The organism is Paenibacillus sp. BGI2013 (assembly GCF_002843485.1).
Classification (GTDB): Bacteria; Bacillota; Bacilli; order Paenibacillales; family Paenibacillaceae; genus Paenibacillus; species Paenibacillus amylolyticus.
In genome coordinates this window covers 27,936-52,329 of record NZ_PJFA01000019.1, presented here as the reverse complement: position 1 = coordinate 52,329, position 24,394 = coordinate 27,936, and the positions used below count along the sequence as shown (strand labels likewise).

Below are 24,394 nucleotides of genomic sequence, written 5' to 3'. Positions count from 1 at the left end.
TTCCTGTCTTGGGTATGAATATGAATTCGGATAGAATCTTTAATAGATATTTGATGAAAACCAATATATCATTTTACACCCCATTTCATCATATGGCAATAATGTCATACTGATTCGTTCGGATGTGATGAGCATAGTAAGATTTTAATAATAAACAATAGACGGATTTCCTGAATTTAACTAAAATGATCATTGAACATACATAAGCAGATGGATCAGCGGTTAGGTAACTAGATATGTAACTAATTAGCATGTTGAATTGAAAATGAAGGAGATTATACCCATGACTCATGCATTATTAATGTCCCATAGCGTATTTCCGACGCTTGATATGAATCGAACCGCGCAGTTTTATGAAGAGAAGATGATGCATATTTTATTACCCAAAACCAGGAAGAGCTTCAACAGGAATTGATCAACGCAGATGTGAAAATCGTACGTGTCCTCAATCATACAGACTATAATAACAAGGAGTTTGTGATCGAGGATATCGATGGACGCTGGATCGCTTTTGGCATCAAACAAGGGTAATTAGACGCAGAAAACGGACTTATTAATCGCTAATGATGTTCAAATTGATAGCGGAGTATGTGAGGGAGTAATCTAAATGGTAGAAGGATTTTTATTGTTGTTTGCCCAGATCGGTTTAATTATTGGAGTAGCTTTAATAGCATCCGGATTAACAAATGGTTCAAAAGGGAAAGAAAAGTTTAACTGGTCGGCGACCATCCCCTCGGTATCCTGGGGATTATGTATCCTTATCCTGTCCATCTGTTGGTTGGTATATAGATATCAGCTTAATGCTTAAACATTTTGCGAGGATGTTTTAGAAACATCAGTATGTGTGTGGACTGTTCTCTTTGTGTAAAAAAAACTGTAAATAAACAGGCGCTCCGATAACGGGCGCCTGTTTGTGCATGTTATAACTGCAGATCTTACGCCGCAGTAACTTGTTTGCCGCGATTGCGAATCCACTTGATGACATCCATCAGAATGACGGCGACAAGAGCAAGTCCGCCTGCAATCAGGAACTCATTCCAGCCGAATGTATCCGGGATGGCGAAGACACCGCGAACACCAGGAATCAGTGTGATTGCATAGAGACAGAGACATACCAGAATGGAGCCAAGCACGAATTTATTGGTCGTAAAGCCCACCTGGAAGATGGTTTGTGTATTGGAACGTGCTGCAAATGTTTGCAGACTGCGTGCGAGAATCAAGGTTGTGAAGGCCATAGCCACACTGATTTCCTCCGAAATACCAAGTCCAATATATTGGGATACGATAACAGCTGCACCAATCAGCACACCACGTGTAATCACGGCCTGCAGGGTTCCACCTGCGAAGATGCCTTCGTTAATGTCACGGGGTTTACGCCGCATGACATCTGGCTCGGGTTTCTCTGTACCCAAAGCAATGGCAGGCAGGGAGTCGTTCACCAGATTGATGAACAGTAGCTGAAGGGCCGTAAATGGATTAACCCAGCCGACAATCAAGGCAAACAAAATGGCGATAATCGCGCCGAGGTTACCGGCAAACAGGTATGCGATGGCTTTTTTGATGTTATCAAATACCATCCGTCCAACACTGACCGCATTCACGATGGAGACAAAGTTATCATCCGTCAGAATCATGGCAGCCGCATCCTTGGCGACATCTGTTCCGCTACCCATCGCTACGCCGATGTCGGCCTGTTTCAGCGCAGGTGCGTCATTAACTCCATCTCCGGTCATGGCTGCCACTTTGCCTTTACGCTGCCAAGCACGAACAATCCGGATTTTGTTTTCAGGAGATACCCTTGCGTAAACCGAGATGTGTTCGAGTTGTTTATCCAGCTCCTCATCAGACATTTTGTCCAGTTCGGCTCCGGTAATGGCGAGGTCATCCGGTTCGGCAAGGCCGATATCCACACCGATCGCCTGAGCCGTTGTTTTGTGATCTCCAGTGATCATGATGGTGCGAATGCCCGCTTTTTTGGACTCTTCAATAGAACCGTATACCGCTTCACGCGGTGGGTCAATCATCGCTGTCAAACCAACCAGTGTCAGATCATGCTCGTCATCAATGGTGACCTGGTTTTTATCATCGAATTTTTTGTACGCGTAGGCCAGCACACGGAAGGCACGTTTAGAGAAGGCCTCATTTTTTTCTTCAAACTGTGTGCGAATCTCAGGTGTGAGGGGCTGAACCTCACCGTTGATAAACACATGACTACAGCGACTGAACAGCACATCCGGTCCACCTTTGGTCAGCAAAGCCGTCTGTCCCTCGAAGGTATGCACCGTACTCATGAGCTTTCGATCCGAGTCAAAAGGAAGCTCAGCTTCACGCGGGAACTGGTCACGGATTTCATTGTAATCCTTGTTCACCCGGTTGCTGAAGGCAATGAGGGCCACTTCGGTTGGATCACCCAGTTCCTTGCCTTCCTGGTTAATATTCGAATCATTGCAGAGCACTGCAATATGTAACAGACGTCGTTCCTCTTCCGACCACTGGTCGGGATCATCCGGGAATTCGTCCTTGGTGCCATGGGGAATGTAATAATCCACGACAGTCATCTTATTCTGAGTTAGCGTTCCTGTTTTATCCGTACAGATGATACTGGCAGAGCCGAGCGCCTCAACGGCAGGCAGTCTGCGAATGATCGCATGTTGTTTGGCCATCTTATTTGTTCCGAGTGACAATACGATAGTCACAATGGAGGATAACGCCTCAGGAATGGCAGCAACTGCAACAGCTACAGCAAACATCAGTGCATTCACGATGGATGGTCCGATATTCTCCGTACCTTCGGTCAACCATACACGACCCGCTTCAATGCCAAAGATGAGAATCGACAAGCCTAGGATGAAAAAGCCCAGTTTTTTGCTGAATGATTCCAACTTGCGCTGTAATGGCGTGTTCTTGGCTTCGGCATTTTCAATCAATTCGGCAATTTTGCCGATTTCGGTTTTGAGAGCTGTACCTGTAATGACAAGCATACCCCGTCCATATACGACGAGTGAGCCACTGAAGGCCATATTGCGACGATCTCCGATTGGAGCCTCATCCGGGATGGTATCGGCGTGTTTCTCCGCAGCTTCGGACTCTCCGGTCAACATGCCTTCGTTGATTTTCAGACTTCCTGATTCCAGGATACGCCCGTCTGCCGGGACATAATCACCTGCATCCAGCATAACAATATCACCGGGAACGAGTTCCCTCGCTGGAATGGTTTTTTTCTGCCCGTCACGAATGACCTTGGCTTCAGGTGCAGACATTTGTTTCAGCGCGTCAAGCGAACTCTCGGCTTTTTTGGTCTGCACTACACTGATCACCGCGTTGAGCAAAATAACCAGGAATATGATCAATGATTCAATCAGGTGTCCAAGTACAACCTGTACCGCGGCTGCAATCAGCAGCACGATGACCATCGGATCTTTGAAATTTTCGAGGAACAATTTCCAGACTGGTGTTGCATCTTTACCTTTTAACTCGTTATATCCTTCCGTTTCAATTCTCTTGGCAGCTTCGGAGGTCGTGAGTCCCTTGGAGGAACTTTGTACATCCTGAAGGGTTTCCTCCGCACTGTGTCTGTAATGTTGCAATTGACCAGCTCCTTGAATATTAGATTTCTCTGTGTATTACCCTTACGGGCAAAATCTAGAATCGTTTCATTTTCGTATTTTTTTAAGATTATGGATTTATACGTTTTTAGCTGTACACAGTATTTTTCATAATGATTCGAGATATGCCTTTTTTTGAATGTTATTATTTCCAGTTTGGATGATAATCTGGAGAACCAAATATAGATGTTGAATCAGAAACTGTGTGCACCATCACACTAGCTCATATCAGGGTCTGTTACGCTATTACATAACGAACTGCGTTAAATCTAAGTTTGGAGGGGAAACCATATGTTTTGTTATCAGTGCGAACAGACGCCGAGTGGCGGGTGTACCGTGGTAGGGGTATGCGGCAAAAACGAAACAATCGCAAGTTTGCAGGATACGATGATTTTTGCATTAAAAGGCATCGCTGCTTATGCGACACATGCACGCCAGTTGGGATATTCTGATCCTGAGGTGGATCGGATTACACATGAGGCATTATATATGACATTAACGAACTCGAATTTTAATGTACAGGAACATCTGGAGATGGCGATGAAGGTAGGTAATGCAGCAATCCGCATTATGGATGTGCTGGATCGTGCGCACACGGACCGCTTTGGTGTACCGCAACCGATTACGGTTAGCCAGAACCAGATTGAAGGACAGTGCATCGTGGTGACGGGACATAATCTGTATGCATTGGAGGAGTTGCTTCGTCAAACTGAAGGCAAAGGAATTAACATCTATACCCACTCGGAAATGTTGCCTGCGCACGGTTATCCGGCATTGAAGAAATACGCCCATCTCAAGGGTAATATCGGCAAAGCCTGGTACGATCAGAGAAGACTTTTTGAACAATTCCCGGGTGCTATTCTCGCAACGACGAACTGTGTTATGCCGATCAAAGGCACATATGCAGACCGCTTTTTCTCCTACGAAGTGGCGGGTCTGGAGGGCGTTGCCAAAATTACAGAGGATGACTTCTCACCTCTGATTGAACGTGCATTGTCTCTGCCTGCGGCTAATGTACAGTCAGAGCAAGTCTTAACGACAGGATATCATCATGAGACTGTGATTGGGCTTGCGCCCGAAATTATTCAAGCGGTGAAAGACGGTCATATTCGTCGGTTCTTCGTTATTGCCGGTTGTGATGCGCCAGGCAAAGGTGGCAACTACTATCGTGAACTCGCGACATCCTTACCGAATGATACTGTAATTCTGACGACATCCTGTGGTAAGTTCCGCTTCAACGATGTGGATTATGGTACGGTTGGAGACACGGGTATACCGCGTTATATCGATCTGGGTCAATGCAACAATTCCGGTTCTACGGTGAAAATTGCAATGGCTTTGGCGGATGCTTTTGGCTGTACTGTAAACGAGTTACCTGTCAGTATTGTGCTGTCCTGGTTTGAGCAAAAAGCAGTTGCGATCCTGCTTGGCCTGTTCAGCCTTGGCATTCAGGACATTCGTATTGGACCAAAACCGCCTGAGTTTATATCGGAAGGTGTCTTGGATGTACTCGTAGATATGTTTGGTCTAAAGTTAATTACAACGGCAGAAGAAGATATGAACGCGATGTTGGCACTGTCATAGGATGAGGATGTATATTTACGTGCAACATCATCTGATGACTGCGAATGTCGGTTGTGAGTATGAAGAGTATGACTCATACGTACAGATGGATAAGAGCCTACATAAAAGTAGGCTTTTTTGCTTTTTCGACTTTCATAGGTCCATATACCTTGTATAAATGAACATGAAATGTCAGGGAAATTAGTTTTTTTATCCTATTGAAGTTTTTTCATGGAAATGTGTATATAGATAGAGGCATATTAGATCATAACACATCACAAAACACGGGTTTACCGTAATATGAGGAGATCGTACATAATGCATGACACACAGATTGAAGATTGGTTGAAACTCGCAGGTGGCAAGGAGAACATTAAGCTCGTAGAACATGATAAGGACACAACGACACTGGTACTGAAGGACAGTACACAGTTGAACATGTCGGCTCTTATCTCCGCAGATGTTGTAGCAAATATTCGGGTAACAGGTGAGCATTGTCATCTGGTAATAAGAGATGAATCTTCACTCATCTACAATACGTTACTGGGTATGGACGCTTGGGAATCTACAGGGACAGCGTTGCAGGAAGAAGGACACACGAAGAAGAACAGATTCTCGATCTTACATTTTGTATCCGATGTGTTCAGGCCCTTGATGCCTGCTATTCTCGGAGCCGCTGTTATTAAGATTTTACTTGCTATAATTACGTTAATGGATACGTACGGTTCAGCGGATTCTTCTGCACTGATGGACAGCCAGACCTTTACGATATTCAGTATCATTGGAAATAGTGTTATTTATCTACTGCCTGTATTGGTAGCAATCAGCACAGCTTATCGGTTGAAGAGCAATATCTATGTTGCAGCATCTATTGGTGGATTGATGTACCATCCGGAGATGACCATGATGATGTCAGGTGAACAAGACGTCCATTTCCTGGGCTTGCCACTCGTGTCCCAGCCTGCTTTTTATACTACTGCGATCTGGGTCATTCTAACGATCTGTGCAGCGGCCTACCTGGAAAAAGCCGTTGAACGATGGAGTCCAAAATTCTCCAAAGGGATGGTTGCCCCATTCCTGACGTTACTGATTCTTGTTCCGTTAGTATTGATGATACTTGGTCCAGCTGGCACTTGGATTGATGAATATCTGCCGGAAGCATTGGATTCACTAGTAGCTAATGCTCCAGTGGTGTCGGTGATGTTACTGGGAGCGGTCTTCTCGCTGATGTTAATTTTAGGGTTACACTACTGGCTGATTGCCATCATCATTAATGAAATGGTTATGAATGGTGGTTCTATGGTGATTGCTGCCATGTTAGTGGCGATTGTTGGACAAGCGGGGGCCGCGCTTGCAAACGGAATCCGCTCGAAAGAGCCAACATCCAGAAGACTGGCTTTCTGGGCTACTGGAACAGCCTTCCTTGGAGTGGTAGAGCCTGCATTGTATGCGGTCAACATGAGAAAAAGATCCTCTTTCTATGCGGCATTGCTGGGTGGAGCAGCGGGTGGGCTGTATTTTGGATTGTTATCTGTCAAGGCATTTGCTATGGTGGGAAATCCGAGCTTGGTCAGCCTCCCGCTCTTCATCGAAGAGGGTAGCCTAAATCTGTTACACACTTGCATTGGTGTGGTTATTGCTTTCGGTGTCTCAGGTGGACTAACGTATTGGATGGCAGGAAAAGGACAGATACGGGGACAGGGGTCACCGAAAGCTAGCATTGAGTAATACGTAAAACGTAGCATTGAAAGTAGCATTAAAGTTGTAAGAAAGAGCCTGTACCGGATGGTATGGGCTTTTTTGTTGTGTTGTTCTGATTAATGTAAGTATGAGATGTATAATCGCTATCCTCCATTTTATTCAAGCCATAGCTTGTTGGTTATGGAGTTGTCATGTATTTTGATATAGTGAAACCTATAAATCTGGATTACTAATCCCTTTGAAAGGATAACCTATGTCTGACAACATGGAATGGATTGCTCAATGGAAGTCAACGAATGCACTAAGCAACGCATGGATAACGAAAGGCGAGCTGCATCACTTTCCTAGTCACACCTTGATATTTATCATTGATGGAAAAGCGATCTGGAATATAAATGGACACCGAGTTCACGTCTCCTATGGAGAATTAATTGCGCTTGAAGAGAACTCCGTAATGGAGGTCATTGAAGGTGGCAACCTGGATCTGGCAGGCTGGCATGTTCAGTTCGATACATATTCTGTGCTGCATGATAGACGGGAAGCTGAGAAGTTCGAATGGCGGTTACCGTCAGGAGAGGCGTATCAGAAAGTGCAACTGTCCGGTGGAAGTCTGGCAAGTATCATTCAGCATTGGAGTGAAGTGCATACACAGGATCAGAGTGCAGAAAGGGTTGGCCATCAGCAATTGTTATATGAGTTGTTAAGTAATCTATATCGGAAACAGCCGGATAACGAGTTGAAGCCAGAACACGGTATACTTCGCTCCATTGACTACATGCAGCAGCATTATGATCAGGTCATTACACGTACACAGTTAGCTCAGATTGCCGGAATCAGTCCATGGCATTACTCCCGCAAATTTAGTGAGCGATATGGTAAGCCACCTCTGGATTATCTGGCCCACTACCGGATCTATCGCGCGCAGGAAGAACTGATATTAACCGCTGCAACCTCACAGGATATTGCCAAAAAGTCTGGATTTGAAGATGCTCATTATTTTAGCCGACGCTTCAAACAGTTGACTGGCGTATCACCTAAGATATATAGGCAGACGATGACGCAGCGCAAGATGGTGTCACTTTCTCCAATCTGTGCAGAAATTATGATTCATCTGGGTGTCATCCCCCATGCCGTAGTGGTCACCCCAATCCTGCTGTCCCCACATCACCATGAACAATTTACAGCGTATGGAGTAGAGATGCTGGAGGTAACACAGTATGAGGTGGAGATAGAACTTGTTCGACAGCTTCAACCGGAGATGTTGATAGGAAACGTATTGACGGAAGAGGTCAAAAGGGAACTGCGCACAATTGCACCGATTCTAACCGGACTTCATCAAGATGTAGAACCAATGCTCGATCAATTGGCAGCCTGGTTTTATAAAGAAGATGAGGCTTATAGACTGCATCAGCAGATGAAACACGAAGTCAGCGTAGCTAAGCGACAGTTGCAACCCTTCATCCAATCCGCGTCCACTGTCATGCTGCTGAGGGTAGAAGCGTTTGGTTATCGATATCTGGGTGGGCATTCACACGGGGTATCACATTTGTTATATGAACAGCTTGGATTAACACTGCCGCAAGCACTGGATTCAGGTACAGCATGGTTTAACCCTTGTTCGCTTGAACTGCTCACACAAGCCAATCCCGATTATCTGTTTGTGGAGAAGCGGATCATGCAGCACTTCAGTGCTGAAGAGAATATGAGGAAACTATGGGAGAGTCCGCAATGGAACGAGCTGAAGGCTGTGAAAAATAATCGGGTATTTTACGTAGATACTCACCTGTGGGTAGACGGTCACGGAATAACGGGACACACTCTGATTCTTAATCAGATCATTCGCCATTTTGCGGAATCTTTTCATGAGAGAGCACAATAATCCAACTGAATACGCACGATATGCTATGGAAGCAACACTTCTTATTTGATACTATTTGATAATAATTATCATTATCAATATACATAAGGGGCGAAGTATATCATGTCACGAAGATTTAAAGGGTTGGGCATCATGCTGTTGGTGATCAGTATGATGTTGGCGGCATGTTCCGGTGGAACCAAGGAAGAGAATGCTACAGCTGGAACAGCAGGGGCTTCAACTGAAGGAGCAGCGAGTACTGCAGAAGAAACAGCGACTGAAAGTGGGACTAAGGTGGTGAAGGATCAGTTTGGAGAAGTAACGATTCCAACTCATCCTCAAAATCTGGTTGTGTTTGATTCGATTTATGCCGAGTATCTGATTGAGATGGGTGTTACACCCCAAATCGTTTTGTTAACTCCAGAAGTTGAAGCGGAATACCGCCCTGATTATTTGAAAGAACACGGGGTCCAAATCATTGAAGTCGAGCAATATCAATATAATTATGAGCAGTTGCTTGCGTTGTCACCAGATATGATCCTTGCAGCTGGCGAAGGAATGGAACAGGGCGTATATGATGAATTGTCCAAAATCGCTCCTACAGTGGCACTTGATGCCAACAGTGAAATGAAACGTGCTATGCCAAAGCTGGCTGCCATATTTGACAAGAACGAAGAATCTGCCAAAGTACTGGCTGAATTCGATGAGAAAGCCTCACAAGCGAAAGAGAAAATCGCGGCAGCCTTGGGAGAAAAGACCGTATTGGTTCTCCGGGTGGAGCACAATCGTTACCGTTTCATGGGTCCCAAAGGAGGAAGCAGCAGTGTTTTCTTCTATGATATCCTGGGTCTGAATAGTCCTGAAGCGATCAAAGACTCTACAGATTGGTTTAGCCAGTTCTCCCTGGAATTTTTGCCTGAGATGAATCCGGATTATATTTTCCTGGAAGACAGAACTCTCGTAGGTTATGACACGAAGAAATCTATGGAAGATCTCAAAGCAAGCCAGGTGTGGTCGAATCTGGAGGCTGTGAAGAATGATCATGTCTTCCCGTTGAAGACAAGCCAATTCGTATCGGGTGTGGGTCCAATTGGCTCTGTAAAATTGATGGACTATGTTGTTGAAAAGTTGGTGCCATAGATGACGATGGAGACACAATTGGATATCTACGATATTACCATCGTTGGTGGGGGACCTGCTGGAATGTACGCCTCCTTTTATAGTGGCATGAGAGCCATGCGTACCAAAATCATTGAAGCCAAACAAGAACTGGGCGGATTCATGCGTACGTACCCGGAGAAGCTGATCTGGGATGTGGGCGGGGTTGATCCGATTCGCTGTGAGAAGCTGATTGAATCGCTGGAGAGACAAGCGAGAACGTTCGATCCAACGATTGTATTTGGGCAGGAAATTGCTGAGCTTGAACGACGTGAAGATGGTGTATTTGTACTCATGTCCAAAACAGGGGAGCGCCATTACACACGTACCATCCTGTTATGTGCGGGTAGAGGCATGACTCAGGTGCAAAAGCTGGATGTCGAGGGTGCCAATCGGTATGAGCTGACAAATCTGCACTATACCGTAACTGATCTATCTCGATTTGCAGGGAAGCGTGTTCTGATCTCGGGTGGTGGTGATTCCGCAGTCGACTGGGCGAATGAAATGGGCAAGATCGCAAGTGAAGTTACGGTGACACACAGACGTCATGAATTTACCGGACACGAGTCGCCAGTTGCTCAGATGAAAGCTCAGGCCAACGTCATGACGCCGTTTAGCATCTCACGCTTATACGGTACAGGTGACAAAATCGATCGTGTCGAGCTAGCCCATGTAGAAACTGGTGAGATCACACATGTTGAAGTGGATGAAGTTGTCGTAAGCCATGGGTATGATCGTGATTTTGGTAACCTTGTGCAATGGGGACTGGCGCGGGAAGATTACGGCGTGTCCGTTGATCAGCGCATGCGTACCAACATTCCAGGCATATTCGGAGCAGGGGACTTCATCACTTATGGCAGCAAAGTCAGGCTGATCGCAGGTGCTTTTAACGATGCGGTGCTCGCAGTCAACAGTGCCAAGACGTATCTGGAACCTGCTGCTTCCGACATGGCGGGTGTATCTTCTCACAACGCCCGGTTTTATGAAAAAAACAAAGCGCTCTCCAATACGTAAAACTGCATATGCATAAAAGATAACATGTCCTAGCAAGAAGCCCGATTTGTGTCGAGATCTCTCTCAAACACGCATCGGGCTTTTTTGTGAGAAAATCGTGTGTTTTTCGTAATAAAAGAGAGATATTAAGGTTTATATCAACCAGATTTAAATAAGATATTTTGTCATAAAAACCGCGTTGCTGTTGAAAAGTTAGAACCTTTGACGAATGAAAGATTTCCCTCAACTATTAAATTATAATTATAGAAATGATGATATCTGGAGAGGGGGACTTGCATTTGATTCAGCCTCAATCCACAGAGATAACAATAGAAGAAGTCATAGATCAGCATGCTAAAAACGTAAAAAGAACAGCAAGAAGATTTTTCTACTCTAGAATGTTATACGACAATTGGCTATTGGACGATCTCACACAACAAGGCTATTTAGGACTTATAGAGGCGTATTCGAAATTCAATTTTAAAAAAGGAAAAGAGTTTTTCTGGCGTTATGCTTATAAATTTGTAAAGGGAAGAATGATAGAGTTTACAATACAACACTACAATATTGTACGACCTAGCCAAAAAATAAATAGCATAATCCTTAAAATAATGAGTCGAAATCTACTAGGAATGTCACCAGATGTTATTTCCCAAGAACTCGGATGCTCCTACAATATGGCCGTTCAAGCTTTGCATTTTTATGTAATTAGGCGTCAATTATACTTATATGACTCAATTAATTCAAAGCAAGAAAACCAAGATGAAAGACAGCTTATAGATGTGATTGCGGTCGAAGAAAATCAGGATCAAATATTTAAAATCGAAAGTGTAGGAAGCTTTTCTACAATAGAACAGAAAGTTGCTGACAAGCTAATAGAAGGCTACAGCAGAGAGAATATAATAGAATATTTTACGATCTCCGCAGCTCAATTAAGAATGAATATTGATGAAATATTAAGAAAATGCGATTTCGATTACCAAAAAATTATTAATAGAAATGAGGCGTTACTATTGCAAATTTCAGCACTCAATCTAAATGGTCAACCACAGCAGAAAAGTGATGATAATTTTAAATGGGTGCCAATTGAATATATTTTTGCTAATCCCAGTAACCCCAGAAGAGATCTAGCCGTCGACACAAATCAATTACAACAAATAATAGAAACAAAAGGTTGGGAAGAGCCAGTAACGTGTTATAAGAAAGGAGAGTACTACATTTTATTGTCTGGACACCGTAGATGGTATGCAGCAAAACAATTAGGGCATGACAAGATGCCTGTATTTGTAGTGGACGCACCTACTACATCTGCTGAGGAGAAAGATCGTTTAGGCTCATTACAAAGTGTGCAAGTGGAATGGACACCATATGAAATAGCTAAAAACATATACGACCGTTGGATATTTAGCGGGTGTATCGCATATGAAGAATTTTCAAAAAAAATAGGAGTACCTAAAAAGAAAATTGCTGCAAAAATTCGCGTTTACAAATATTATCTACGTGTTGAAATTGAAGACAAACTGAAAAATGGCATGTATTCGATCTCTATGCTTGACTACATCATTACCTGGATTAAGCGATTGTGTGAATTTCATCCTAACTTGGTGAAATCGCTAGATGAGGATTTTATAAGAATACAAATGTTAAAAAAATACGAAAACAAATGTTTTAATAGTAACATTCTTAATGATAGAAATTTCGTATGCAATGCTAGTGAAAAAGAGATTATATCGTTTCTGTCGGACACTACCAAAACGTTGAAACAATCAGAGATTGAGATGACAATCAATCGTTCGGGAAAAGATGATAATTACAACGGAATATATAAAACAATGGACGACTCAATAGCAACTGTTCAAAAAATTGAATGTAAAGATCGTAAAGAAGCACAAATATTAATAGACGAGTTAATTGATTTAATGGAAATGTTAAAGAATAAGAGCCTTGAATTACAAGGGGGAGTTAGACTTGAGTAACTATTCCAAGTTGATAATGGCAGATATAAAGGATGTCGAACCAAACCCGTTGAATCCACGAATGGATAACACAATTAAAACTGATGAATTACAACGAGTAATTAAAGAAAAAGGATGGGAGGTTCCTATAACCTGCTATGAAAGAGATAATAAGTATGTAATTCTATCAGGTCATCGAAGATGGCATGCAGCAAAAAAGTTAATGCAAAGAAAAATTCCAGTGTATTTAGTTGAGCGGCCACAAAGTATCGAAGAAGAACAGGAAAGATTAGGATCAGTCCAAGGTGGTAAATCAGATTGGAGTGTATATGAATGGTCTAAGCACACTCATGATATGTGGATTTATTGGGAAAAGTGTTCGTTTAGTGAGCTCGCACGCAAAATGAACAAAAGTGTTGCTTTTGTATCAGCAAGAGTAAAGGTATTTAGCTATTATCCACATTCTGAAATCGAACAAAGTTTAACCAATAATAAAATATCAATCTCCGCACTAGCATGTTTAATACAATGGTTGAACAATTTAAATAGATTAAAGCCTGAAATAGTAGAAGATCACAAATTGGATACAGTGCGGACAACAATGTTGTCCAAAATTGAGAGGGGATTAGTTGGAATATTGGATCTTAAAACGGACTCATTTATCCACAAAGCCAACTCTGAACAATTAAAAAGTTTTTTAGTAGATCCTGATAAGAAGTTATCTGACGCACTTCTCGAGATAGACGGGGATAGTATGAGATATAGAGGGAAAAGTAAAATTAATACCTATATCCAAGATATAAATAACGCAAAAGATATTTTTAAAAGAATAAATTTTTCTGGCAACGAGCATGAACGTATAAGATTGCAGGAAAGAATAGAACAATATTCAAACACAATCTTACGTCTGAAAACTGATTTGAAATTATATATTGATAATTAAAAAACCTTCAAAAAACTAACTGTGATCCCTTCTGGGAATCACAGTTTTTTTATATCTGAGAATTTAGACGGATGAAATATAATATGTTCTAAGAAATGGTATAATATTGTCGAATAACATCAAAATCTGTTAGCTGATAAAAAATGTTGGAGGTAGCAGATGAAAAAAATAAACAAATTTATATCTTCTCCTCTTGAATTTGAGGTCTTGGAGCATGACAAGGTGATTGCCAAAGTGAAGTTGGATTATAGCAATCAAACGGTTGATGTATGGCAAGATAAAAGTGTATCGCCTGTTTTTCTCCCTTTTCCAAGCAAGTCTAAGGTAACCGTTGGGGATGTACTGGATTACTTTGAATCCAGATGTTTTCCTCGCACCAGACACCATGCCGATAAAATTTTGCAATCATTGGGTCTGAATGATTACGTAGCTTCGGAGATCGTAAAACAAACACATGGTGTGTTATATGATGATTATGTCTGGATTAGATTTTCTAATGAGGAGTTGTCTTGTGCTGATGTCCATCCCCGTTTTGCAGGTGAGCAAGGATTCTCGTAAGACTTTTGTCAGTAGTAGCAAGGGTGACCAATTAAAATGGAAAATTGAGAATAAGTGGGGAAAAGCTAATAAATTTGGTTATGAAGGACTGGCGGAGTGGGTAGCGTTCGAGCTAATTAGACGATCCAATATTCCATCAGGACTTATAGTTCCTTATACGCAGTGTGTTCTGATTGAGGAAAACGTTGAATATCCGGGTTGTTATTCTGAAGATTTTCTGCAGCCGGGAGAGAGTATCATTACTTTGCATCGCATTTTGGAGAGTTATGGTGTCAAATTTGAAGATTTACAGCAAGGACAGAGCACACGAGATTCCGTGCTTTTAGTTGTTGATTTTCTCAAGGATGTATTGAAATTAGATACGCTAGAGTACTTCTCAATCATGTTACCACTGGACGCGATTCTGCTAAATGAAGACCGACATTTGAATAATATCGCTTTTATACATGGTCCTGATGGATATAGACTCTGTCCACTTTTTGATCACGGTCTAAGCCTTTTGTCAGATACAACAGACTATCCGCTAAGCATGCCAACAAGTATTGCATTGCGCAAGATTAAGGCGAAGCCATTTAGCAGTGATTTTTCAAAACAAGCACGTGCGCTGGAAACAAATCTTCGATTTGATCGATCTTCAGTTATTCAATTCATTGAACAGCATGATCAAGTTCTTGGGAGAGTTGCTCAAATTCTAAGATCCCAGATTCGAAAGTATGAACACTTAATTGTGTAACTAGATAAAATATATCGACGTATCCTGATTGAAAATAGCGACATATTCAAACCAAATAAAACAGCGCCACCTGAATCGTTCTGGTGGGCGCTGTTTGTGTAATCTTTTTTGAGCTGGATAAAGAGTCTTGAACCCCAGACTGCCGATCTTGGCGAATGGATAGATGATTTTCTGAGGAACTCAGGACATCTTATTTGGCCTTCAGCTCCTCTTTTTAAATTGTAAGGAACATCAGACACGTTATCTACCAAAATTCCCTTATAAAAACACTGAAAACGGCTTGTTAATCGGATATAGAGTGTCTCAAGTTCCTTAGATTTCTGTAGGCGCTTCAAACCGTTGAATAAGACGCCTCAGATTCGTTAGCGCTCGTTCCATGTTTTGATCTAACCGGCGGCGAGCCTAGAGGACGACCATGAATTCCGCCCAAAGCGAAGCTTTTCATTGTAAGGGAGAAAATCTGCTTTTACGACGTCTCAATCCTTGCTCGCACTTGAAGGGCACGTTCTCACACATTCAGGATTCAGTGTGTTTGCCTTCTACGGACACGTTCAGGTTTGCTGGCTTTCATTATTTCATTAGATTTAAACTTGTTCTAATTCAGTTCAGTCTGTCCACTTGCGAGTCGATCTGCGATCTCTTCGGCTTGTAGAATGGAGGTATAGGGATCAGCAGTGAAATATTTATGAATATCCAGTTTGTAGATATGATCGTTCTGCACGGCAGGCAGATTGTCCCAGACGTTAGGCAACAGAGAGTGATCTTTCGTGCCTTCTGTAACCATCATCAGCAGGTAATCACCTACATACTCTCCAAAGACCTCCGCGCTAGCTTCCAGATTTTCTTTGCCTTGGTCCAGAAGATCTGATTTTACCTTGGGTGCCGGAGTTAGTCCAAGCAATTCATAGGCTGCTCTTCCACCACGATTGGCGCTGTTGCCGATAATGGCTGGGTTCTTCAAAAAGTTAAAATCGGCAACGGTGAATGTGGCACCGTCCGGAATCACACCTTTAATTTTGGCCTGAGCTGCTGCGATCCGTTGTTTAAATGATTCGTTCCATGTTATAGCTTCTTCTTCGCGGTTCAGAATCTTGCCCATGGCTATCACTTCTGCTTCCATGGAATCATACTGATCGGGTACGAATACGACAGTCGGAGCGATTTTGGAATAGGTCTGAAATTTCTCCTGGTCCCATGTGATAATCAGGTCCGGTTCCAGCTCAACCATTTTCTCAAGTGAAACCTCACTGTGGTTACCCAAATCCGCGCTATCCACAAGTTTGTCACGCAGGAACATTCCATAATCCAGCAGGCTGCTCGGCACACCAACAGGTGTTACGCCAACAGCCAGAACATGTCCTATATTCCAGTCAACGACAACCCGCTCCGGGTTGAGGGGGACTGTAACGTCTCCCATCATCGTAGAGAGTGTTCTTGTCTGTGGTGCGGCGTTTTCAGTTTCTGTCGCGACGGGTTCCACCGTCTCTTGCTGGGTACAACCACTAATGAATATGGCCATGATCAGCAAAACAGGCAGGGCGATACGATACCAAGCTTTCTTAAACAACATGACGAACCCTCTTTCTAATTGATAATGATTTTCATTTAATATAACTCTAGAGGGAATCTTACGATTGCACAATAACCGATTCGGAAGCGAAAGCATAACCATTTCAGAACAGATGTACAGGTTGAATTGAGAATGATTATCATATATGATGAGGCGAAGCTTTGGAAGTAGTAACGAGGAAACACAAAGAAAGGTCCATGACGATGAACATAGAAGAATACGGGGCATTATGGGAGCATATAACGATCCGATTACTGGATATTCGAATCATTACCGTTAACATTAGTGAAGATCCTAATACGTGGACGCTTCCCTCGAATGCTTTTTTATTAATAACGAATGGCAAGGGGCAGATCTGGCTTGGGCAGGCAATGCATCACATCAAAGGGACATATATTCTGCACGCCTCCAAAGGAACGCGCCTGGATTGTCTGGCTAAAAAGCCGATGGAAATACATGTGTTGTCGTATTCGTCACCAGAGTCAGAGAAGCCAAATACTGAAAGATCCCAAACATATACTGGGTCGGAGTCTTTGCAAGTAAGTTTTGGTTTTGAACCAGCGTGTCCATTGCCATTAATTGAAATCATGCAGTTGATATACAGACAATGGAATGAACTACAGTCAGCAGGCCGGATTCAAACCAAGGCGCTGTTCTACCAATGGCTCGCCGAGATGCTGAAACAAATGCAGGGGCAGAGGTTTAACGTTGCTAAGCTGGATCGGGTAGATCAGGCGGTGCATTATATGAAACGTCACTACGGGGAACCACTCAAGATAGAACAGGTAGCTGAAATGCTGAATTGTAGTCCAAGGTATCTGAACCAATTGTTTCAGCTTCAATTAAATACGAGTCCCAGCCGTGTGCTGTCACAGATTCGGATGGAACAGGCATTAAAACTACTGGTGAGCACGAATGGGACCTTACAGGAAATCGCGGAGAGAGTAGGCTATGAGAACGGCTACACGCTAAGTCGTTATTTCAAGAAACATTATGGTGTATCTCCTGAGTTTTACAGAAAGCGTCGAGAGTGCAGTATTCCAGATGTAGCCCTGCAAACATCCCAACCACATGCCGCTCTGGAAATTCATTATTCGGGATGGAGCGAACGAACGGTACCTATAGTTGAAGCTGACAAAAACCAGCCAAAACAGAAGATTATAGATCTACAAGGAGTCCAAGTGAGGAAACCCCCAGCGCCCGCGGTACCAAGAGCCAGAACTCGAAAACTTGCCACAAGCATGGGCGAGATTACGATACCGACCAAGCCTAGCCGTGTTGTCGTGGACTGGAATTTGGGAGAAGTGCTGGCATTGGGAGTGACGCCTCTCGGAGCGCCGCATTCACTCATTGAAAGTAACCAAATGCTGGAGCCTTATATCAATGATCAAGTACAGGATATCGGCAATCATAATTTTATCTCACTCGAAAAAGTGCTTGAACTGGAGCCCGATTTGATTATCACCTGGAATCCTGCTGCTTACGCTTCCTATGCCAGAATTGCACCAACGGTGGTCTATGGAGGGAGTGGTTACGGCTCTGTAGCAGAGGGGATTCGAGAGATGGGACGTATTCTGAATCGCCAGACAGAAGCCGAAACATGGATTAAGGAATACGGGCGGAGAGTACATTCTTTGCAGCAAACGATCCCGGGCAAGGTCTCGGCAGAGAAGACATTTACCGTCATTGATCCGAACTGGGGAGAACATATTACCCTTGTGGGAAATACGGGTACTCGTGGAGGTAAGGCAGCCTACGGGTTACTGAACTTGAAGCCAGCAGGCAAGGTTCGCCAGGAACTATTGGAGCCGGGCCTGGAATACCTGGATATTGCGCGGAGTGCGGTAGGTGGGTACCTGGAGGACTACCTGTTGGTGTTGGATAATGGTCCAAGACACGGACTTGATCAAGCTTCAGGCAAACCATGGAAGAAGTCCATCGAGACAGATCACTGCCGGATTATTAGCCTTGACTGGAATAGATATTTCCTCTCCGACCCGTTGTCTGCGGTGCTGCAAGCCGAGGAAATGGCAGACCGGATTATGGCACGTTGAGATGGAATACAATATGAGAGTGAAAACAACAGATTGGTTTAGATTTGTGGATTAACTTTGACATAACAGACAAAAGGAGGCACACATTATCGGTTATCCCACAAAAGCCTGTCTATTTGCTGATTGAAAGAGCTTTCATTTCATCCGTATACTAAAGGTGTTAACAGGTTGGGTGTCGTAATGAGGCACTCATCGTAATAGGAAAGGATGATATGAAATGGGCAGATTAACTGGAAAAGTTGCAATTATAACCGGTGCCGCAAGTGGAATGGGATTGGCAGGTATTCAATTATTTGCAAAAGAAGGAGCCAAGGTAGTGGCTACCGATGTGGCAGTCGAAGCTTTGGAGGAACAGGTTAAACAGATCGTAGCTGGTGGCGGTGAAGCCATTGCGTTGAAGCTGGATGTGTCCAGCCCAGAGTCCTGGAACGCTGTTGTGGAAGAAACCGTATCGAAATACGGCAAAATAGATATTCTGGTCAATAATGCTGGAATTCATATGGCCAAAGGCATTTTGGAAGCTGAGCTAGAGGACTGGGACAAGGTTATGTCCATTAATGGTACAGGTGTATGGCTCGGCATGAAGGCAGTCATTCCTTATATGCAGAAGAATGGACAAGGTTCGATCGTTAATACCTCTTCCATTGCAGCAATCATTGGTGGAATAGCGGATGCCCAGGGCGCGGCTTATAGTGCTTCCAAGGGATCTGTACGTTCATTGACCAAACACGGGGCACAGTGGTTTGCCAAAGACAATATTCGTGTGAACTCCGTACATCCGGGTGCTGTGTTTACGGGTATGGTGGAGAAAGCAGGCATCAAATCCCAGGTGGAGATGGGGGAGAATTACAAAAATCTTGCTCCACTGCCTCCACATGCTGGTGAGTCTATGGATATTGCTTACGCCTACCTGTTCTTGGCATCTGATGAATCCAAATTCATTACAGGTGTTGAGTTGCCTGTAGATGGTGGCTGGATCAGCAACTAATTTAAATAAATGTTTCGACATACTAAAGAGGTACTGTTTCTCAAGCTTCAGGGGAGACAGTACCTCTTTTTAAGAGCAGATCCCACTACAGAGTTATGGCTTAACTTTATCTTGATGGACTCGTTGCAGAATGGAGATTAGACCGATAAATCTCTTGGGATCGGTTCATGCGTGTGAATTCCAACAGTTGTTCAGCCATATAGGAGGCGCTGTATTTGAAATTGCTTTGCACCCAACCCGTAACTAAACCAAGAACGGCATTAGCCTGATAACAGGCGAGAAGTTCCTTATCCAACCGTGGATCAGGCGACAGATCGGTTACATCCTCCAGATACAAGTTCTTAAGTGTTATATAGAGTGTATCCCTGAAATCCAGTAGCACGTTAGAATTAACCAGCAATGTATAGAAGGAGGCATGAGCCAGCACATGGTCAAAAATTTGAATTGCTGAGGCGTTAAGGTCCTTAATATCGAAATCTCGGAAATGCTGATAGGGTGCTCGATAGGCTAATTTTAGATCGTCAATCACGTCATTTAACAATTCATCAAACAGGTCTTCTTTGTATACATAATGCTTGTAAAATGTGCTGCGGTTCAAATCGGCGGATTTGACAATATCGGTGATGGTTATACTGGCCAAGGGCTTACGGGACATCCATTCCAGAAGGGCTGTTTTCAGAGCCAGTTTGGATTTGTGTACTCTTCGATCGGTGTCAGATACAGATGGAGACTTAAACATATACACAACCTCCCTTACTTATCAATGATACAGTGCACAGGCAGCAAATTACTCTTGCTACAATACAAAAATGTGAATATATGGTGACTTTGGTGTCGTAAACTGTCCGTATCACTGTGTTCTCCCTTATAATAAACCAAAACGGACGAGGAGATGGACTCCAAATGAAGAAACAAATGTGGATCATTGCAAGTGTTGCAGTTGTGATTGTAATCGGAACCTATCTGTTTGCAAGCAATACGGGCAAGGATGAGGCGGGTACAGCCAATGCGCCCAACATCCGAAAATTGGTGGAAGATATCAGCACAGGAAAAGAAACACCGGAATCTGCTTCCATCAATGCTAAACAGTTAATCGTCACCGATCAAGATGAAAAAACCATTACATATGATTTGCCTGAGAACGAATTTTTCCTTTCCATTGCACCCTATGTGGACCAGACCCATCCCTGTGCAATTCATAGCTTGACCGGTTGTCAGGGGGAAATGAGCAATAAGGAATTTAGCGTTACCATTCACGATTCTCAAGGCAACACTTTTATGAAAGATGCAGTGATTAAGTCTGGTGCGAACGGATTTATGGATTTTTGGGTGCCTAGAGACAGAACCTATCTGATTCGTATTGTTGGAGATGGAAAGGTTGCAGAAACGCAATTGTCTACATACGAAAATGATAATACATGCATCACTACGATGCAGTTGAGTTAACAGCAATCAATAGAAGGGAAGGATGGCTTTTGAGCTATCTTTCCTTTTTTATTTGATAAAAGAATGGGAATAAGGTACTTTCCATTGACAAAAATCCATTCCTACGGCATAATCCAATAGTGATAATGATAATTGTTATCATATAAATACATATTAACAGGGGAGAAAAGAGATATGAAAAAAGGGTTGAATGGACTGTTGATTATGCTGGCCTTTGTGCTGGTTTTGGCGGGTTGTGGTAAAAGCACGACTACAACAGATACAAGTCAAGGTAGTGACTCGGGTAGTGCTCCGGCTGAAGAGACAGCAGGTCCTGTTACCGTGAAGCATAAACGTGGAGAGCTTAAGCTGGACAAGCCAGCAGAACGTGTTGTTACGCTTGAATGGACATATACGGAAGATGTTGTTGCCCTGGGTGTTCAACCAGTAGGTAACGCAGATAACGCTAACTATAAAGTGTGGGTAACATCCGAAGCAGCACTGGATGACAGTGTAACGGATATCGGAACACGCAGTGAACCAAATCTGGAAGCTATTGCTGCATTGAAGCCAGATCTCATCATTGCTAATGCAGATAATAACACAGCGGTCTACGATCAGCTTAACGCGATTGCTCCAACGATTGAATATGATCCGTATGATGGTGACGGCTATGATTATGACAAGATGACAGAGATCTTTAATAACATTGCAACAGCTCTCGGTAAAGAAGACAAAGCAAAAGAAGTTCTGAGTGATCTCGATCAGCACTATGTAGAAGCCAAAGAAAAACTGGCTGCTGCGGGGAAAGAAAACTTCAATTTTGCCCTGACACAAGCGTTCACATATCAAAATGCAGTCAGCCTGCGTATGTTTACCGATAACTCGGTTGTGATTGGTACTTTGGACAAAATCGGACTGGTTAACGAATGGAAGCCGGATAAAGTTGAGAACTATGGCTTCTCTACAGTAGGTATTGAATCCTTAACCGATGTAAAGGACAGTAACTTCATTTATATTACACAACCAGACGATGACGTCTTTGGCACAGCCATGAAAGATAACTCGGTATGGAACGGACTGAACTTTGTGAAGGAAAAACGCACATATCAACTCGATAGTACAACATGGACATTTGGTGGACCGATCTCCTCCAGAGTATTGGTTGATGGGGTAGTCGAGGCGATTACCAAATGAGTTCGGTTCAAGGATCTAAGCCAGCTATGAATTGGCGCACAATTAGCATATATGGGGGCGGTCTAACCGCTCTCATCGTGCTTTTTTTTGTAAGTCTGTGTTATGGAGAAGCTTCCATTCCTTTGCATGTCGTTTGGGACGCTCTTACAGGCAGACAGGATTCATTAGAGCACAATATGGTCTGGGACTTGCGCATGCCGCGTACAGTGATTGGTATTCTTGCGGGTGGCGCACTGGCTGTTGCGGGCGCTTTGTTGCAAACGATTACCCGTAATCCATTGGCTGCTTCAGATACGCTGGGCATTAATGCAGGAGCGTACTTTGTGGTGGTGCTGGGAGCTATCGCTTTTCCAGGTCTATTAAGTCAGTCGCCTTTTCTTTTCGCAGCACTAGGTGGTTTGCTGGCAGCATTTGCGGCTTATTTCATGGGCGGCGGACGAACATCAAGCCCGGTTCGACTTGCGTTGTCCGGTATGATTGTATCAATGGTGCTTGGTTCATTTACAAGTGCATTACATATTTTTTTCTCCATGGAGACACAAGGGTTGTTCCTTTGGGGCTCCGGAACACTTGTCCAGAATGACTGGAGTGGTGTGTTTTATGCTTTGCCTTGGGTGGTTGGTATTACCCTTCTCGCGTTAATCCTGTCCAGACAGTGGGATATGCTGGAGTTGGATGAATCAACGGCTTCTTCCTTGGGACAAAAGGTTACATTGGCTCGTGCAGTAGGGTTAATTCTTGCTGTATTGCTGGCCGCTGTGATTGTCAGTGTAATTGGGCCGATTGGCTTCGTGGGACTGGTCGCACCACATCTGGTTCGATTGAGTGGTGTACGTTCTAACCGATTACTTTTACCCGGTGTGTTCATATGGGGCGCAGCGCTCCTGGTTGGAGCAGATGTCCTCGCCAAGATGGTGCATAACTCCAGCATGGAACTGCCAACGGGTGCTGTTATGGCGATCATTGGTGCACCGTGGCTCATCTGGCTTGTTCTTACACGGATGAAGGCTGCGAACGGATCAGGCATGTCTACTTCAATGAGCACAGGAGGAGCTGCGCGTCGTTTTGCATTTGGCCCGATGGCTGTATTATTCTCAGTCATAACGGTCGTGCTTATCTTGCTCAGTACGATGTTTGGCGGTATGCGAATTCCTCTGGCCGATTGGTTACCAAGTCTGTTCCAATCGGATGGACTGTTCTCCGCGCTGATTCAGCTTCGGATTCCGCGTACACTTGTTGCCGCAGGTGCAGGAGCTGCACTGGCAATCAGTGGTGTACTCATTCAGATGGCGGTACGTAACCCGCTGGCAGATGCTTCAATTGTTGGTGTGTCCTCAGGTGCAGGGCTTGGAGCGATGATGGTCATCATCTTATGGCCGGGTCTTCCGATATACTTGCTGCCAATTGCGGCAATCATCGGTGCAGCCATTGCTGCAGTGGTGGTGTTCTCCCTCGCCTGGAAGAAAGGACTGAACCCTTCGGCGGTTGTGTTGCTGGGGATCGCGATGTCTGCCATTGCTGGAGCAGGTATTCAGATTCTGATTGTCCGTGGTGCGGTATACGGTAGCAGCGGATATATCTGGCTGACAGGAAGCACCTATGCTCGTACCTGGGAACAGGTGAGGGTTATCGGATTATTTTTAGTTATTTTGGTACCGGTGGCTTGGTGGCTGGCACGCAGATTCGAACTGCTGGTATTTGACGACAACAGTGCATCCGGGCTTGGTCTCGGAGTACGTCGTACACGATTATTGGCCATGACAGTTGGTGTATTACTTGCAGCAGGTGCGGTTGCTTGTGTAGGAACCGTTGGTTTTATCGGCCTGATTGCACCACATATGGTTCGGTTACTGACGGGGAATAAGTTAAGACGTTCGATGTTCCTATCCGCATTAGCGGGTGCAGTCATGCTGGTGCTCGCCGATACAATCGGCAGAACCGTCATGGCACCGACAGAGATTCCATCAGGCATACTCATTGCGATCATCGGAACACCGTACTTCCTGTATCTGATGTATCGTTCCAACTGGCGCAAGTCTGTATAAAAAGTTCAAGCAAAAAGCCTGCTCTCCGAGCAGGCTTTTTGCTTGAAC

The 24,394-nt window shown here is 43.9% G+C and carries 18 protein-coding genes; 15 read left to right on the top strand and 3 right to left on the bottom strand.

Annotation, left to right across the window (positions count from 1 at the left end; all coding sequences use genetic code 11):
• Positions 1 to 607: 607 nt before the first annotated feature.
• The gene (locus CXK86_RS29080) at positions 608 to 808 is read left to right on the top strand and encodes a hypothetical protein (RefSeq protein ID WP_101314998.1); all 201 of its coding nucleotides are present in this window, start codon (positions 608 to 610) and stop codon (positions 806 to 808) included.
• A gap of 127 nt (positions 809 to 935) precedes the next feature.
• On the opposite strand, the gene CXK86_RS29075 is transcribed toward CXK86_RS29080, so the two are convergent.
• Positions 936 to 3,587: a cation-translocating P-type ATPase gene (locus CXK86_RS29075; protein ID WP_101314997.1), complete on the bottom strand. Its 2,652-nt coding sequence runs from the start codon at positions 3,585 to 3,587 to the stop codon at positions 936 to 938.
• Positions 3,588 to 3,896: 309 nt separating this feature from the next.
• Here CXK86_RS29075 and hcp point away from each other — a divergent pair, with 309 nt between their 5' ends.
• The 9 genes from hcp (at position 3,897) to CXK86_RS29030 (ending at position 15,067) form a co-directional block, all read left to right on the top strand.
• Positions 3,897 to 5,189 (top strand): hydroxylamine reductase, encoded by a 1,293-nt coding sequence (gene hcp / locus CXK86_RS29070; protein ID WP_062835656.1) that lies wholly within the window; start codon positions 3,897 to 3,899, stop codon positions 5,187 to 5,189.
• A gap of 297 nt (positions 5,190 to 5,486) precedes the next feature.
• On the top strand, positions 5,487 to 6,896 hold the full coding sequence (locus CXK86_RS29065; protein ID WP_180361899.1) for a PTS transporter subunit EIIC: 1,410 nt from the start codon (positions 5,487 to 5,489) through the stop codon (positions 6,894 to 6,896).
• Positions 6,897 to 7,122: 226 nt separating this feature from the next.
• A complete protein-coding gene (locus CXK86_RS29060; RefSeq protein WP_101314995.1) occupies positions 7,123 to 8,748 on the top strand; it encodes a helix-turn-helix domain-containing protein in 1,626 nt (541 codons plus the stop codon).
• A gap of 102 nt (positions 8,749 to 8,850) precedes the next feature.
• Positions 8,851 to 9,867, top strand: a complete 1,017-nt coding sequence (locus tag CXK86_RS29055; RefSeq protein WP_101314994.1) for an ABC transporter substrate-binding protein — start codon at positions 8,851 to 8,853, stop codon at positions 9,865 to 9,867.
• A gap of 6 nt (positions 9,868 to 9,873) precedes the next feature.
• Positions 9,874 to 10,899, top strand: coding sequence for an NAD(P)/FAD-dependent oxidoreductase (locus CXK86_RS29050; RefSeq protein ID WP_036617629.1), 1,026 nt, complete (start codon positions 9,874 to 9,876; stop codon positions 10,897 to 10,899).
• 278 nt (positions 10,900 to 11,177) lie between these two features.
• The gene (locus tag CXK86_RS29045) at positions 11,178 to 12,854 is read left to right on the top strand and encodes a ParB N-terminal domain-containing protein (RefSeq protein ID WP_180361898.1); all 1,677 of its coding nucleotides are present in this window, start codon (positions 11,178 to 11,180) and stop codon (positions 12,852 to 12,854) included.
• The gene (locus CXK86_RS29040; protein ID WP_101314992.1) at positions 12,847 to 13,776 is read left to right on the top strand and encodes a ParB/RepB/Spo0J family partition protein; all 930 of its coding nucleotides are present in this window, start codon (positions 12,847 to 12,849) and stop codon (positions 13,774 to 13,776) included. Before CXK86_RS29045 ends, CXK86_RS29040 begins: the two co-directional genes overlap by 8 nt.
• A 159-nt stretch (positions 13,777 to 13,935) precedes the next feature.
• Positions 13,936 to 14,334 carry a hypothetical protein gene (locus CXK86_RS29035; RefSeq protein WP_101314991.1) on the top strand — a complete coding sequence of 133 codons (399 nt, stop codon included), beginning with the start codon at positions 13,936 to 13,938 and terminating at the stop codon, positions 14,332 to 14,334.
• Entirely contained in the window at positions 14,288 to 15,067 is a 780-nt protein-coding gene (locus CXK86_RS29030; protein WP_144029843.1) for a hypothetical protein, read from the top strand. The genes CXK86_RS29035 and CXK86_RS29030 overlap by 47 nt, the downstream gene beginning before the upstream one ends.
• Positions 15,068 to 15,662: 595 nt before the next feature.
• Here CXK86_RS29030 and CXK86_RS29025 read toward each other — a convergent pair.
• On the bottom strand, positions 15,663 to 16,637 hold the full coding sequence (locus CXK86_RS29025) for an ABC transporter substrate-binding protein (RefSeq protein ID WP_180361897.1): 975 nt from the start codon (positions 16,635 to 16,637) through the stop codon (positions 15,663 to 15,665).
• 197 nt (positions 16,638 to 16,834) lie between these two features.
• Between CXK86_RS29025 and CXK86_RS29020 the strand changes: the two genes are divergently transcribed.
• Both CXK86_RS29020 and CXK86_RS29015 read left to right on the top strand, forming a co-directional pair.
• Complete coding sequence (locus CXK86_RS29020; protein WP_101314988.1) at positions 16,835 to 18,691, top strand: AraC family transcriptional regulator; 1,857 nt, start codon at positions 16,835 to 16,837, stop codon at positions 18,689 to 18,691.
• A 217-nt stretch (positions 18,692 to 18,908) separates the two neighbouring features.
• Positions 18,909 to 19,679 carry an SDR family NAD(P)-dependent oxidoreductase gene (locus CXK86_RS29015; RefSeq protein WP_047843874.1) on the top strand — a complete coding sequence of 257 codons (771 nt, stop codon included), beginning with the start codon at positions 18,909 to 18,911 and terminating at the stop codon, positions 19,677 to 19,679.
• Positions 19,680 to 19,785: 106 nt separating this feature from the next.
• Here CXK86_RS29015 and CXK86_RS29010 read toward each other — a convergent pair whose 3' ends face one another.
• Positions 19,786 to 20,418, bottom strand: a complete 633-nt coding sequence (locus tag CXK86_RS29010) for a TetR/AcrR family transcriptional regulator (RefSeq protein ID WP_036668629.1) — start codon at positions 20,416 to 20,418, stop codon at positions 19,786 to 19,788.
• Positions 20,419 to 20,582: 164 nt separating this feature from the next.
• Between CXK86_RS29010 and CXK86_RS29005 the strand changes: the two genes are divergently transcribed.
• The 3 genes from CXK86_RS29005 (at position 20,583) to CXK86_RS28995 (ending at position 24,346) form a co-directional block, all read left to right on the top strand.
• The gene (locus tag CXK86_RS29005) at positions 20,583 to 21,125 is read left to right on the top strand and encodes a CueP family metal-binding protein (protein ID WP_076252760.1); all 543 of its coding nucleotides are present in this window, start codon (positions 20,583 to 20,585) and stop codon (positions 21,123 to 21,125) included.
• Between the two features lie 174 nt (positions 21,126 to 21,299).
• Positions 21,300 to 22,301: an ABC transporter substrate-binding protein gene (locus CXK86_RS29000; protein WP_101314987.1), complete on the top strand. Its 1,002-nt coding sequence runs from the start codon at positions 21,300 to 21,302 to the stop codon at positions 22,299 to 22,301.
• On the top strand, positions 22,298 to 24,346 hold the full coding sequence (locus CXK86_RS28995; protein WP_036617472.1) for an iron ABC transporter permease: 2,049 nt from the start codon (positions 22,298 to 22,300) through the stop codon (positions 24,344 to 24,346). Before CXK86_RS29000 ends, CXK86_RS28995 begins: the two co-directional genes overlap by 4 nt.
• Positions 24,347 to 24,394 lie beyond the last annotated feature (48 nt).